General features: G+C 75.5%; 2 protein-coding genes. Both read right to left on the minus strand.

What is annotated here, in order from left to right:
* Positions 1-7: 7 nt before the first annotated feature.
* Positions 8-7,333, minus strand: coding sequence for an amino acid adenylation domain-containing protein (locus ACIOGZ_RS15820; RefSeq protein WP_400986195.1), 7,326 nt, complete (start codon positions 7,331-7,333; stop codon positions 8-10).
* Positions 7,330-15,291 (minus strand): amino acid adenylation domain-containing protein, encoded by a 7,962-nt coding sequence (locus ACIOGZ_RS15825; protein WP_400986197.1) that lies wholly within the window; start codon positions 15,289-15,291, stop codon positions 7,330-7,332. Before ACIOGZ_RS15825 ends, ACIOGZ_RS15820 begins: the two co-directional genes overlap by 4 nt.
* Positions 15,292-15,391 lie beyond the last annotated feature (100 nt).

The raw sequence follows: 15,391 nt of genomic DNA on the forward strand, positions 1-15,391 counted from the left end.
TCGGGCGTCAGGTGGTCGGGGTGGCGGCCGGTGCGGCCGGGGTTCCGGTCGGGTCCGCGGCCAGGGCGGCGAGGGCGTGTTCGACGACCACGCCGATCGCCGCCGCCGGTGCGGGTTGCAGCAGCTGCTGGTGCCCGCTGTCCACGTCGTGCGCGAGGACGGCGGAACCGACGTGCGGCTCCCAGCTCTTGACCTTGAGGGCGCGCTCCTCCGGGGTGGGGCGGGTGTCGCCGCCGGCCGCCACGAAGAGCGTCATCGGGCAGCCGTCGAAGCGGCCCGGGGTGAACCGCTGGAACAGCTCCAGGTTGTTCCGCATGACCCCCAGCAGCCGTTCCAGCGTACCCGGTTCGAGCGCGGCGAGGGGGCCTTCGGTGCGGGCCAGGTGCGCGGCGACGCCTTGCGGGGTGAGCCGTTCCGGCTCCGCCGCGTCGACCCCGGCCTCGGCCAGGAAGTCGGCGAGGAACTCGGCGTCGCTGGGCCGGGCCCCGAGGGCGTCGTCGGGGTAGGCGTCCAGGTTGGCCAGGAACGCCACCCGCTCGCCGGCGGCGTGCAGCCGGACGGCCATCTCGTGCGCCACGACGCCGCCGTAGGACCAGCCGAGCAGGTGGTACGGGCCGTGCGGCTGCACGGCGCGCACCCGGGCCAGGTACTCCTCGGCGACGTCGCCCAGGTCGGTCGGCAGCGGGCCGTCGTCGGACAGGCCGCGGGCCTGGAGGCCGTAGACCGGCTGCTCCGGGTCGAGGTGCTCGGCGAGCGCCGCGAACGGGATCGCGAAGCCGAGGCCGCCGTGCACGCAGAACAGCGGGGGCCGCCCGCCGGTGGGCCGGATCGGCAGGACGGGCCCGAGCAGGTCGACCGCGCCGCCCCCGGTGGTGGCGGCCGCGGCCAGCGCCTCCAGGGTGCGGTGCTCGAAGACCGCCCCGAGGCTGATCGGCAGCCCGGCCCGGCCGGCCGCGTTGACCAGCCGGATCGCCTTCAGGCTGTCCCCGCCGAGGGCGAAGAAGGAGTCCTCGGGGCCGACCGGGCCCGTGCCCAGGACCTCCTCGACGGCGGCGCAGAGCAGCCGTTCCGGCTCGGTGCGGGGCGCCCTCGGGGCGCGGGCCGAGGGGGTGGCCGCGGGGGCGGGCAGGGCCTTGACGTCCAGCTTGCCGTTGGCGTTCAGCGGCAGTTCCGGCAGCGCGGTGTAGCTCTCCGGCACCATGTGGCCGGGCAGCGAGCGGGCCAGGTGGCCCCGCAACTCGGCCGGTCCGGGGGCCGGCCGGCCGTCGGCGGGCACCAGGTAGGCGACCAGGCGGCGCTGGCCGGCGGCGTCGGCGGGGGCCAGGACGGCGGCCCGGGCGACGTCCGGGTGCTCGGCCAGCAGCCGTTCGACCTCGCCGAGTTCGACCCGGTAGCCGCGGATCTTGACCTGCTGGTCGGCGCGGGCGACGTACTCGATCCGGCCGTGCCGGTCCCAGCGGACCAGGTCGCCGGTGCGGTACATGCGCTCCCCGGGCGCGCCGAACGGGCAGGCGGTGAAGCGGGCGGCGGTCAGCGCGGGCCGGCCGAGGTAGCCGCGGGCCAGGCCCTCGCCGGCCAGGTACAGCTCGCCGACCACGCCGCGCGGCACCGGCCGCAGCGCCTCGTCCAGGACGTACGCGCGGGTGTCGCCGATCGGCAGGCCGATCGGGACGGTGCCCTCGGCGCGGCCGAGGTCCTGGCCGGTGGCGAAGGTGGTGGTCTCGGTGGGGCCGTACACGTTGAACACCGTGGTGTCCGGCAGGGCGGCCCGCAGCCGGTCCAGGTGGTCGCGGGAGTGCGCCTCGCCGCCGGTGAGCAGCGCCCGCAGCGGGGCCAGGGCGCGCGGCCGGGTGTCGGCGATGGTGTTGGACAACTGGGTGGTGAGGAAGGCGACGCTCACCCGGGCGCGGGCCAGGAAGGACTCCAGGGCCCGCGGGTCGGCCGGGCCCGGCGGGTGGACCGCCACCCGGGCGCCGTGGGCGAGCGCGCCCCAGATCTCGAAGGTGGAGGCGTCGAAGGCGACCGGCGCGAAGTAGAGGAAGGTGTCCGCGGCGGTCGGCGCCAGCTCGGGCAGGCCCAGGACCAGGCGGACGGCGGCGCGGTGCGGGACCGCGACGCCCTTGGGCTTGCCGGTGGAGCCGGAGGTGTAGATGACGTACAGCAGGTCGTCGGGGTCGATCGGGGCGGCGGGCACCGGGGCGGTGACGGGCCGGCCGGCCAGGTCGGCCAGGGTTTCGGGGGCGTCCAGGAGCAGCTCGACGACCCCGGCGGGGAGCTCCCGTCCGGCCGGTGACCGTTCGGTGACGAGCAGCCGGGCGCCGCTGTCGGCCAGCATGTCGCGGACCCGCTCGTCGGGGTAGGACGGGTCGATCGGCAGGTAGGCCGCGCCGGTGCGGGCGATCGCCAGCAGGGTGCTCACCACGGCCGGGCCGCGTTCCAGGCGCAGCGCCACCAGGTCGCCCCGGCGGGCGCCGCGCGCGGTCAGCAGGTGGGCCAGGCGGTTGGCCTCGGCGTCCAGTTCGGCGTAGCTGGTGTGCCGCAGCCGCTCGGGGTGGCCGGGCTCGGTGTGGACCAGCGCGACCGCGTCCGGGGTGGCCGCGATCCGGCGGTCCACCAGGGCGGTGAGGGTGCTGCGCGGGGTGCCGGCCCGGTGGGTGCCGAGGGCGAGCAGTTCGGCCTCCTCCTCGGGCCCGAGCAGGTCCAGCCGGGACAGCGGCCGGGCGGGCTCGGCGAGGGCGGCGGCGAGCAGCCGCAGGTAGGCGTCGGTGATCCGGCGGGCGGTGGCGGGCTCGAACAGGTCGGTGCGGTACTCGACGGCGAGCGCGAGCGCGCCGCCGGCCTGCTCGGTGAGCTGGAAGAACAGGTCCCACTTGGCGGTCCGGACGGGCACCGGCTGCTCGGCCACGGCGAGTTCCGGGTCCTGCTCGGGCGCCGGGGCCGGGCCGGCCTGCTGGAAGCCGAGCATCACCTGGAACAGCGGGTGCCGGGCCATCGAGCGCTCGGGGTTGAGCACCTCGACGAGCTTCTCGAAGGGCACGTCCTGGTGCTGGTGGGCGGCCAGGTCGTAGGCCCGGACCCGTTCGGCGAGTTCGCGCAGGCCCGGGTCGCCGGAGGTGTCGGTGCGCAGCACCAGGGTGTTGACGAACATGCCGACCAGCTCGTCGAGCCGCTCGTCGGTGCGGCCCGCGATCGGGCTGCCGAGCGGGATGTCGGTGCCCGCGCCGAGCCGGGTGAGCAGGGCGGCGAGCCCGGCCCGCAGCAGCATGAAGACGCTGACGCCCCAGGCGGCGGCGAGCCGGTGCAGCTCGGCGGTGAGCGGCTGCGGCACGGTGGTGCGCACGACGTCGCCGCGGTGCTCGGCCCGGGTGCCGCGCGGGTGGTCGAAGGGCAGCGCCAGTTCCTCCGGCAGGCCCTTCAGGGTGGCGGTCCAGTAGCCGAGTTGGCGGGCGAGTTCGCTCCGCGGGTCGTCCTCCGCGCCGAGCAGTCCGCGCTGCCACAGGGCGTAGTCGGCGTACTGGACGGGCAGCGGCGGCAGTTGGGCCGGGCGGCCGGCCACCCGGGCCCGGTAGTACGCGGTGAGGTCGCGGGTGAGCGGGGCGAGCGACCAGCCGTCGCCGGCGATGTGGTGCAGGACGATCGTCAGCACGTGCTCGTCCGGGCCGAGCCGGAACAGGCGGGCGCGGAGCGGGAGGTGGCGCTCCAGGTCGAAGCCGCGCGCGGCCTCGGCGGCGAGGGCGGCGGGCAGGCCCGCCTCGGTGGTCTCGCTCACCGGGAGCGGGACGGCGGCCTCGGCCGGGGTGAGCACCCGCTGCTCGGCCGGTCCGCTGCCGGTGGTCCCGGAGGTGGCCCCGGGGGCGGCCCCGGACCCGGTGTTCTCGGGGGCGCGCTGCGGGAAGACAGTGCGCAGCGCCTCGTGCCGGGTGACCACGTCGTGCAGGGCGCCCGCCAGGGCGGCGGTGTCGAGCCGCCCGGAGAGGCGGATCGCCAGCGGGATGGCGTACAGCCCGCCGGGTGCGCCCAGGTGCTCGACGAACCAGAGCCGCTGCTGCGCGTACGACAGCGGCAGCACGGCCGGGCGCGGCCCGGCGGCGAGCGGGGCGCGGCCGGGTGCGGCGGCGGCCAGCCGTTCGGCGAGGCGGGCGGGGGAGGGGGCCTCGAAGAGGTCCCGCACCTGGAGTTCGGCGCCGAGTTCGGCGCGGACCCGGTTGACGATCCGGGTGGCGAGCAGCGAGTGGCCGCCGAGGGTGAAGAAGTCGTCGTCGACACCGACCCGGTCGAGTCCGAGCACCTCGGCGAAGACGCCGCAGAGCTGCTCCTCCTCGGCGGTGCGCGGGCCGCGGGCCGAGGTGGTGTACGCGGGGGCGGGCAGGGCGCGGCGGTCGAGCTTGCCGTTGGCGGTCAGCGGCAGCGCGGCGAGCGGGACCACGGCCGCCGGGACCATGTACTCGGGCAGCCGCTCGGCGGCGAACTCCCGCAGCCCGTCCGGGTTCGCGCCGTCGCGGGGCACCACGTAGGCGACCAGGCGCTGGTCGCCGGGCCGGTCCTCGCGGGCGATCACGGCGGCCTCGGCGACCGCGGGGTGTTGGCCGAGGACGGTCGCGATCTCGCCCAACTCGATCCGGAAGCCGCGCAGTTGGACCTGCTCGTCGGCGCGGCCCAGGTACTCCAGGGTGCCGTCGGCCCGCCAGCGGCCGAGGTCGCCGGTGCGGTACATCCGGGTGCCGCCGGGCTCGAACGGGCAGGCGACGAAGCGGGCCGCGGTGAGGTCGGGGCGGCGCAGGTAGCCGCGGGCCAGGCCGGGGCCGGTGATGTACAGCTCGCCGGGCACGCCGGCCGGGACGGGCCGCAGGGCGCCGTCGAGCAGGTAGACCCGCAGGTCCGGGATGCCGCGCCCGATCACGCTGCCGCCGCCGGCGGCGGCCGTCGGGGCGTCCAGCTCCTGGTAGGAGACGTGCACCGTGGTCTCGGTGATGCCGTACATGTTGACCAGGCGCGGCGCGTCGTCGGAGTGCCGGCTGTACCAGTCGGCGAGCCTGCCGATGTCCAGCGCCTCGCCGCCGAACACCACGGTCCGCAGGGCGAGCGGGCGCGGACGGTCGGCGTCGGCGCGCATCAGCTGGTAGAAGGCGGACGGCGTCTGGTTGAGGACGGTCACCCGCTCCTCGGCGAGCAGGTCCAGGAAGGCGTCGGGGGAGCGCGACACGTCGTACGGCACCACGACCAGCCGGCCGCCGCGCAGCAGCGCGCCCCACAGCTCCCAGACGGTGAAGTCGAAGGCGATGGAGTGGAACAGCGTCCACACGTCGCCGGGGCCGAAGTCGAACCAGCCGTCGGTGGCGTCCAGCAGCCGCGCCACGTTCTGGTGCGGCACCACGACGCCCTTGGGGCGGCCGGTGGAGCCGGAGGTGTAGATGACGTAGGCGGGGTGCTCGGGGGAGGCCGCGGTGTCCGGGGCGGTGGCCGGGTGGGCGGCCAGCGCGGCGGCCGTCTCCGGGGTTTCCAGGTCCAGGCGCGGCAGGTCCGGGGCCTCGGGCGGTTCGGGCAGCACGCCGCCGGCGGTCAGCAGCAGCGCCGGACGGGCGTCGCGCAGGGTGTAGCCGATCCGGTCGGCCGGGTGGCCGGGCTCCAGCGGCAGGTAGGCCGCGCCCGCCTTGAGGACGGCCAGGACGGCGACGATCAGCTGGGCGCCGCGCGGCAGCGCGACGGCCACCAGGCTCTCCGGGCCGGCGCCGCGGGCGGCGAGCAGGTGGGCGAGCCGGTTGGCCCGCTCGTCCAGCTCGCGGTAGCTGAGGGCGGCCTCGCCGGGAGCGGTGACCGCGACGGCGTCCGGGGTGCGGGCGGCCTGCTCGGCGAACAGCTCCGCGATGGTGGCGCGCCGCGCGGGCTCCCGGGGGGCGGCCGAGGCGCCGCTCCACTCGCCGAGGATGCGGGCCAGTTCGGCGGGCTCGGGCGCGCCGAGCCGGGCGAGCGGGGCCTGCGGGTCGTCGGCGACCTGCTCCAGGACGCGGACCAGCCGGTCCAGGACGCGCTGCGCGGACGGCCGCGGGTCCTCGGTGAGGCCCTCGGGGTTCCCGGCGAAGGCCGAGGGCCGGTAGGCGAGGTGCAGGTCCAGCCGCTCGCCGGGGAAGACGGTGAGGCTCAGCGGGTAGTGGGTGGCCGAGAGCACCTGCGCGGAGCTGACGGTGCCGCCCGACTCGCGGAACAGTGCGGCCTCGTCCAGCGGGTAGCTCTGGAAGGCGAGGACGGTGTCGAACAGCTCGCCCTGGGCGCCGGAGGCGGCCTGCGCCTCGGCGAGCGGCAGGTGTTCGTGCGGCATCATCGCGAGCTGCTGGCGGGCCAGCGCCTCGAACAGCTCACTCGCCCGCTGGTCCGGGCGCAGGTCGGCGCGGACCGGCAGGGTGTTGGCGAACAGGCCGATCATCGACTCGACGTCCGGGACCTCGGCCGGGCGGCCGGAGGTGACCGACCCGAACACCACGTCCTCGCGGCCGGTGAGCCGGCCGAGCAGCAGCGCCCAGCAGCCCTGCACCACGGTGTTGAGGGTCAGGCCCCGGCCGCGGGCCCAGCCGGCGAGCGCCGCGGTGCGCTCCGGCGACAGGAACCCCCGGACGAGCGACGGCAGTTCGTGGGAATCGCCGTCACCGGCGCCGGGCAGCGCCCGGACCGGCCCGTCCAGGCCGTCCAGCAGCTGCGCCCAGGCCGCCCGCGCGGCGGCCCGGTCACGGCCGTTCAGCCAGGTCAGGAACGAGCGGTACGGCGCGGGCGCGGGCAGCGCCGCCGCGCCCGCCGCGCCCGCCTCGTCGCCGAGCAGCACCAGCTCGCGGACGGCCAGCGGGAACGACCAGCCGTCCATGACGATGTGGTGCACCGACCAGACGAACCGGTGGTGCCCCGCGCCGAGCCGGATCAGGGTGAACCGCATCAGTGGCGGCCGCGCCAGGTCGAACCGGCGCAGCCGGTCCTCGCGCGTCAGCCGCTGCGCCGCCGCCTCCCGGTCGGCCTCGGGCAGGTGGGTGAGGTCGTGCAGCTGCCAGTCCGGCTCGACCTCGGTCTCCTTGAGGACGACCTGGACGGGCTCGCCGGTCTTGCGGTTGCGGAAGCAGGCCCGCAGGTTGGGGTGCCGGCGCAGCAGCGCGGCTGAGGCCGCGCGCAGCCGGGCGGCGAGCTGCTCGCCGTCACCCGCGCCCGGCCCGTCGATCTCCGCGACGAACTGGAGGGTGTACAGGTCGGGCGAGGCCTGGTCGTACGAGGACAGGAACAGCAGCCCCTGCTGGAGGGGGGAGAGCGGAAGTACTTCGCTGATCTTCGACCCGGTTCTGGGGGCGGTCGTCACGAAAGTTCCTCATTCAACTCGAATTCCAGATCGGCCAGTTCCTCGTCGGACAGGGCGATCAGACTGCCTTCGGGTTCCGTCGGGGCGGACTCGGCGGGGCTCTGCTCCTGCTCCTCGGCGACCTGGGCCAGGGCGGCGGCGGTCTTGTGGGTGAAGATGTCGCGGGTGGTGAGGGTGAGTCCGGCCCTGCGGGCGCGGCTGACGACCTGGATGGAGCGGATGCTGTCGCCGCCGAGGGCGAAGAAGTCCTCGTCGATGCCGACCCGGCCGGTGCCGAGGACCTCGGCGAGGATCTCGGTCAGCACCTGCTCGCGCTCGGTGCGCGGCGCGCGGGCCTCCTCCTGGTCCCCCAGGTCGGGCCTGGGCAGGGCCTTGCGGTCGAGCTTGCCGTTGGCCGTGAGCGGCATGGCGGGCAGCACCAGCCAGGACGCCGGGATCATGTACCCGGGCAGCAGCTCGGCCAGTTGACGGCGGATCCGGTCCGGGTCGACGCCGGGGCCGGTGAGGTAGCCGATGAGGCGGGGGTTGCCGGAGGCGTCGGGGAGGACGGCGACGGCGGTGTCGGCGACGGTGTCGAGGGAGCGGATGACGGCTTCGATCTCGCCGGTTTCGACGCGGCGGCCGCGGATCTTGACCTGGTGGTCGCGGCGTTCGATGAACTCGAGTTGGCCGTCGGGTCGTTGGATGACGCGGTCGCCGGTGCGGTACATCCGGGTGCCGGGTCCGGCGTAGGGGTCGGCCATGAAGGTGCCGGCGGTGCGGGCGGGGTCGTGGAGGTAGCCGCGGCCGACTCCGGCGCCGCCGATGTAGAGCTCTCCGGGGACGCCGACGGGGACGGGCTGGAGTTCGTCGCTGAGGACGTAGAGGCGGGTGTTGCGCACCGCGGTGCCGATGGGGACGCGGGCGGTGAGGGTGTCGCCGGTGCGGATGACGGCGTGGGTGACGTCGTCGCTGCATTCGGTGGGGCCGTAGGCGTTCATCATCGGGATGTGCGGGTGGCGGGCGTGCCAGCGGTGGCAGAGGTCGGCGGGGAGGGCTTCGCCGGTGACCATCAGCCAGCGCAGGTGGGGGAGTTCGGGGGCGGTGCCGTCGAGGTCCCAGGCGTCCAGGGCGGCGCGCAGCAGGGAGGGGACGACCTCCAGGACGGCGATCTTCTCGTCCCGGGCCATGGCGAACAGGGCGGCCGGGTCGGCGGCCATGTCGGTGCCGGAGACCCGGACGGTGCCGCCGACGATGAGCGGGGCGAGCATCTGCCAGACGGAGACGTCGAAGGTGAGCGGCGCGTTCTGGACGACGCCTTCCCCGGCGGCCAGGTCGAGGTCGCCGACCTTGGCCCAGAGGTGGTTCATCATGCCGGAGCGCTGGACCATCGCGCCCTTGGGCTTGCCGGTGGAGCCGGAGGTGAACATCACGTACGCCAGGTCCAGCCCGGTGCCCACGCAGTCGGGCAGGGCCCGCGTGCCGGCGGCCTGCTCCAGGCCGATGACGGTGACCGGCTCGCCCTGGACGGCGGCGGCGAACTCGGCGGCCTGTGCCTCGTACCCGGCGCCGACCAGCAGGTGGCGGGCGCCGCCGTCCTCCAGCAGCCCGGTGTTGCGGGCGGCGGGGGCGGCCGGGTCGAGCGGCAGGTAGGCGCCGCCTGCGCCGATCACGCCCAGCACGCCGGTGATGAACGGGACGCCGGGCTCGGCGAGCATCGCGACCACCGAACCGGTGGTGACCCCGGCCTCCGCGAGGCCCGCGGACAGTCCGCCGGCCGCCTCGACCAGTTCCTGGTAGGTCAGCGAGCCGGCGCCGTCGGTGACGGCGGTCGCCTCGGGGGTGCGGGCGGCGACGGCGCGCACCCGCTCGACGACGCCGAGGCTCTCCTCGGGGATCGACGGGTCCCAGGCGCCGAGCAGTCCGCCCAGCTCGCCGGGGATGCCGGTGCCGGTGAGGTCCGCCGGGCCGGTCACGTCGATCTGGGCGAGCGGCAGTCCGGGCCGCTCGGCGACGGTCCGCAGCAGGTGCTGGAAGATCGCCGAGACCCGCTCGACCTCGGCCCGGCCGAACAGGCCGGGGTTGTAGTCCAGCCGCAGGTGCAGGCTGTCGCCGGGGTGGACCACCAGGCTCAGCGGGTGGTGCCGGGCGTCGAGGGCCTCGGTGCGGACGATGCGCGGGCCGTCGGCGACGCCGGTGTCGAGGCCGTTCTCGTCCAGCGGGAAGTTCTCGAACAGCACCACGGTGTCGAAGACCTCGCCGGACAGGCCGGCGGCCTGGTGGATCGCGGCGAGCCCGAGGTGCTCGTGCGGGAGCAGCGCGGTCTGCTGGTCCTGGAGGGCGTGCAGCAGTTCGGCGAGGGTGGCATCGGGGTGCAGTCGGGCCCGGACCGGCACGGTGGTGAGGAACATGCCGATCATCGACTCGACGTCCGGGACCTCGGCCGGGCGGCCGGAGGTGACGGCGCCGAACACCACGTCCTGGCGGCCGGTGAGCCGCCCGAGCAGCAGCGCCCAGCAGCCCTGCACCACGGTGTTGACGGTCAGGCCCTGGGTGCGGGCCCAGCCGGCGAGCGCGGCGGTCAGCTCGCGCGGCACCTCGGCGAGCACCGCGTCGGGCAGCACCGGGAGGCGGCTCGGGTCGGCGGGGACGAGCAGGGTGGGCTCGTCGACGTCGGCCAGGACCTCGTGCCAGGCGGCCCGGGCCGCCGTGCGGTCCTGCGCGGTCAGCCAGGCCAGGTACGAGCGGTACGGGGCCGGGTCGGGCAGCAGCGCGACGTCCGCGCCGGGCGCGCAGAGCGCGAACAGCTCGCGGACGAGCAGCGGCATCGACCAGCCGTCGACCAGGATGTGGTGGCTGGTCCAGATGAACCGGTGCCGGCCCTCGCCGTGGGTGACGAGCGCGAAGCGCAGCAGCGGCGGCGCGGCGAGGTCGAAGCGGCGGGTGCGCTCGGCCTCGGTGATGCGGCTCAGCTCGGCGGCCCGGGCGGGCTCCGGCAGGTCGGTCAGGTCGGCTTCCAGCCAGGGCAGTTCGGCGTGCTGGGCGATGACCTGGACGGGCTCTCCGGTGGCCCGGGCGCGGAAGGCGGCGCGCAGGTTCGGGTGCCGGTCGAGCAGGGCCTGCCCGGCGGCGCGCAGGGCGTCGGCGTCGAGGTCGCCCTCGATGTCGGCGACGATCTGCAGGGTGTAGACGTCGACCGCGTCCGCGCCGCCCCCGGCGGCGGTGTCGTAGTCGGCGTGGAAGAGCATGCCCTGCTGGAGCGGGGTGAGCGGCAGGACGTCGGCGAGGGCGGTGCCGGCCTCGGCGAGTTCGGCCTCGTACTCCTCGATCTCGTCCTGGGCCAGGGCGACCAGCGGCAGGTCGGAGGGGGTGCGGCCGCCCGCACCGGGGGCGGTGGCGTGCCGGGCGAGCAGTTCGAGGGCGCGGAACCAGGTGGCCGCGACGTCCTGGGCGTCCTCCTCGGCGACGGTCCGGCCGGCCCAGGACCAGTTGGCGATCAGGTGCGGGCCGTCGTGCCGGTCCTCGGTGGCCGGGGTGACGTCGAGCAGGTGCGGCAGCGGCATGGCGGGGTGGGCGCCGGTGCCGACCACACCGTCGCCGCCGGCCGGCTCCCAGAGGCGGGCCTCGCGGGCGTCGAAGCGGCCCATGTAGTTGAAGCCGATCTGCGGCTTGTGGTGGCCGGCCAGGGCGCGGGCGGCGTGCGGGTTGAGGTAGCGCAGCAGGCCGTAGCCGACGCCGCGGTCGGGCAGCGCGCGCAGCTGCTCCTTGATCCGCTTGAGGGCGGCGGCGAGGGCGGGGCCGCCGGCCCAGAGCTCGTCCCAGTCGAGCGTGCCGGGGTCGAGGCGCATCGGGAAGGCGCTGGTGAACCAGCCGACGGTGCGGGACAGGTCGAGGTCGTCGCCGAGCTGCTCGCGGCCGTGGCCCTCCAGCTCGATCAGGGTCTGGGCGTAGTCGGCGCGGCCGTGCCGGCGGCGCCAGTCGGCGACGGCGAGGGCGAGGCCGGTCAGCAGGACGTCGTTGACCTCGGCGTGGAAGGCCGCCGGGACGTCGGTGAGCAGCGGGCCGGTGACCTCGGGGCCGAGCTCCAGTCGCAGGGTGCGCTGGGTGCCGTAGACGTCCGTCTCGGGGTCGAGCCGGTGGGTGCCGACCAGCGGGTCGGGGCCGGTCAGGATCGACTGCCAGAGGGCGAGTTCGGGGCCGCGGACCTGGGTTCGGGCCTGCGCGGCGAGCAGCTGGGACCAGGCGCGGTAGGAGGTGCCGACCGGGTCGAGGGCGGGGGTGCGGCCGGCCGCCAGCGCCTCGCAGGCGGCGGCGAGGTCGGGCAGCAGGATCCGCCAGGACACGCCGTCGATGACCAGGTGGTGGGCGGAGAGCACCAGCAGGGCGGTGTCGGCGCCGGGGGCCGCGCCGATCAGCACGGCCTGGATCATCACGGCGGCGGCGGGGTCGAGCCGGGCACGGGCGGCGGCGGCCTGCCGCTCGGCGAAGCCGAGGGCGTCCTGGTCGTCGGCGCCGCTGCCGGCGCCGTTCTCGGCGGTGGCGACCAGGCGGACGCCGGCGAGCGCGCCGGGGGCCAGTGCCTCCAGGTGCCACAGGCCGGGGGCGGGTTCGGTGGCCCGGGTGCGCAGCGCGTCGTGGTGGTCGACCAGGGTGTGCAGGGCCGCGTCGAGCAGTTCGGCGTCCAGGGCGGCGGGGACCCGGACGACCACGTGCTGGCTGTACTTGACGACCGGGCCGGTGAGGCTGGTGGTGTCGTCGTGCAACTGGCCCATGATCGGGGTGAGTTCGTACGGGCCGGTGCCGCCGGCGTCCTCGGCGGGCGCGGTCGCCGCCGTGGGGTCGGCGCCGCCCGCGACCCGGGCGAGGGCGGCGGCGGTCTTGTGGGTGAAGATGTCGCGGGTGGTGAGGGTGAGTCCGGCCTTGTGGGCGCGGCTGACGACCTGGATGGAGCGGATGCTGTCGCCGCCGAGGGCGAAGAAGTCCTCGTCGATGCCGACCCGGCCGGTGCCGAGGACCTCGGCGAGGATGTCGCAGAGGACCCGCTCGCGCTCGGTGCGGGGGCCGCGGAGGGTGTCCTGCTCGGCGAGGGCGGGCTTGGGCAGGGCCTTGCGGTCGAGCTTGCCGTTGGGGGTGAGCGGCATGGCGTCGAGGACGAGCCAGGACGCCGGGATCATGTAGCCGGGCAGCAGTTGGGAGAGTTCGGCCCGGACCTGCGCGGGGTCGACGCCGGGGCCGGTGAGGTAGCCGATGAGGCGGGGGTTGCCGGAGGCGTCGGGGAGGACGGCGACGGCGGTGTCGGCGACGGTGTCGAGGGAGCGGATGACGGCTTCGATCTCGCCGGTTTCGACGCGGCGGCCGCGGATCTTGACCTGGTGGTCGCGGCGTTCGATGAACTCGAGTTGGCCGTCGGGTCGTTGGATGACGCGGTCGCCGGTGCGGTACATCCGGGTGCCGGGTCCGGCGTAGGGGTCGGCCATGAAGGTGCCGGCGGTGCGGGCGGGGTCGTGGAGGTAGCCGCGGCCGACTCCGGCGCCGCCGATGTAGAGCTCTCCGGGGACGCCGACGGGGACGGGCTGGAGTTCGTCGCTGAGGACGTAGAGGCGGGTGTTGCGCACCGCGGTGCCGATGGGGACGCGGGCGGTGAGGGTGTCGCCGGTGCGGATGACGGCGTGGGTGACGTCGTCGGAGCACTCGGTCGGGCCGTAGGCGTTCATCATCGGGATGTGCGGGTGGCGGGCGTGCCACCGTCGGCACAGGTCTGCCGGAAGGGCCTCGCCGGTGACCATCAGCCAGCGCAGGCCCGGGAGTTCGGGGGCGTCGCCCTCGGTGTCCCAGGCGTCCAGGGCGGCACGCAGCAGCGAGGGCACGACCTCCAGCACGGCGATCTTCTCGTCCCGGGCCATCCCGAACAGGGCGGCCGGGTCGGCGGCCATGTCGGTGCCGGAGACCCGGACGGTGCCGCCGACGATGAGCGGGGCGAGCATCTGCCAGACGGAGACGTCGAAGGTGAGCGGCGCGTTCTGGACGACGCCTTCCCCGGCGGCCAGGTCGAGGTCGCCGACCTTGGCCCAGAGGTGGTTCATCATGCCGGAGCGCTGGACCATCGCGCCCTTGGGCTTGCCGGTGGAGCCGGAGGTGAACATCACGTACGCCAGGTCCAATTCACCTCCGACAGAGGTGAGTTCGGCGCCGCTGCTGGAGTCGGACGGGTCGGTCAGCGGCAGGGCGGTGGCCGCCCCGGCGGTGAGCTCGGCGGCCTGCGCCTCGTACCCGGCGCCGACCAGCAGGTGGCGGGCGCCGCCGTCCTCCAGCAGCCCGGTGTTGCGGGCGGCCGGGGCGGCCGGGTCGAGCGGCAGGTAGGCACCGCCGGCGGCCTGGACGGCCAGCACGCCGGTGACGAAGGGGACGCCGGGCTCGGCGAACATCGCGACCACCGAACCGGTGCCGACCCCGGCGGCGGTCAGCCGGGCGGCCAGGCCCGCCGCGCGGGCGACCAGTTCGCGGTAGTCGATCCGCTCGGCGCCGTCGGCCACGGCCACCGCGTCGGGCGTACCGGCCGCGACGGCGCGGACCCGCTCGACCAGGCCCTGGTCGGCGGCGGTGGCCGGATCCCAGGCGCCGAGCAGCCCGAGCGGTTCGCCGGTCGCGCCCAGGCCCACCTGGCCGAGCGGACGGTCCGCGGGCATGGTGGCGAGGGCGCCGAGGAAGGTCTCGAACCGGGCGAGGTGGGTGGCGAGTTCGGCCGGCTCGTACAGCTCGGGGTTGCCGTCGAGGTGGATCTCGACGGTGCCGTCGTCCGCGTTCAGGACCGTCATGATCAGGTCCTTGACGATGCCGGTGGACAGGTTGACCACGACCCCGCGGCAGTCGCCGAAGGCCAGCTCGGGGTCCTGGTTGAGCACGTTGATGAACGGGCCGAAGGCGCGCTGGTCGTCGATCCGCAGGCCGATGTCGCGGCGGACCCTGTCCCCGCGGTAGCGCTGGTGCTTCAGCGTGCCGGCGACCTCGACCCAGGCCGCGCGCAGCAGTTCGGTGCGGGTCATCTCCGGGCGCACCCGGACGGCCAGCGGCAGGTAGTTGGCGAGCATGCCGGGGATCTCGCGGCTGACCGCGCCGACCCGGCCGGTGACCGGCAGGGTGAGCAGCGGCGCCGGGACCCCGGTGACGCGCTGGGTGTAGGCGGCCATCGCGGCGACCATCAGGACCGGCATGGTGACCTTGCCGTCCTGGGCGAGGGCGTGCAGCGCGGCCGTGGTCGCGGGGGAGAGCCGGGCGGTCTCGCGCAGCGCGACCCGGCCGGGGGCCGGCTCCTGCTCGGAGAGCGAGACCAGCTCGGGCACCGCGCCGTGCCGGTCGGAGGTGAGGCGGTCCGTCCAGTAGGCGCGGTCCTTCTCGACCATCGACGAGTCGAGGTACTTGCGCTCGGCGTCCAGCAGCCGGTGGAAGGCCGGCATGGCGTCGGCGTCCAGCTCGGCCGGGCCCTCGCCGGCGGCCAGCCGGGTGTAGGCGCTGGACAGCTTGGGGTAGAGCAGCGAGCGGCTGAAGCCGTCCGCGAGGATGTGGTGCATGCACAGGTAGAGCAGGTGGTGCTCCGGGGCCAGCCTGATCAGCGCGCCGCGGAACAGCGGGAAGTCGGTGACCTTCATCGGGTCGGCGTGGTCGGCCCGCATCCACCGCTCGGCGGCCTCCGACGGCTCCGTCTCGCCGCTGAAGTCCAGCGTCTTGAGCGGGAGCTGGGCGAGCGGGCGGATGATCTGGCCGGGGGCGCCGTCCTCCTCGACGAACTGCACCCGCAGTCCCTCGGCCTCGTGGCCGAGGCGTTGCAGCGCCCGTCCGAGCAGCTCGGCGTCGAGCGGTCCGCGCAGATCGATGTAGTCCGCCATGTTGTAGGCCAGCGGCCCGGCGGCGAACTGCTCGTCGAACCAGATCTCGGCCTGTGCCGCGGTGAGCGGAAGGACAGCGTTCCGGTTTGTCGTCACTGCTTTGCTCTCCGTCATTCTCAGCCTCAGCCCCGCCTTGAAAACTCTCGACCCTCTGACCCCGCAGGCCCCGGCTCCGCAGGCCCCGACCCCGCCGGTC

The sequence above is a fragment of the Kitasatospora sp. NPDC088160 genome, from assembly GCF_044741445.1.
Classification (GTDB): Bacteria; Actinomycetota; Actinomycetes; order Streptomycetales; family Streptomycetaceae; genus Kitasatospora.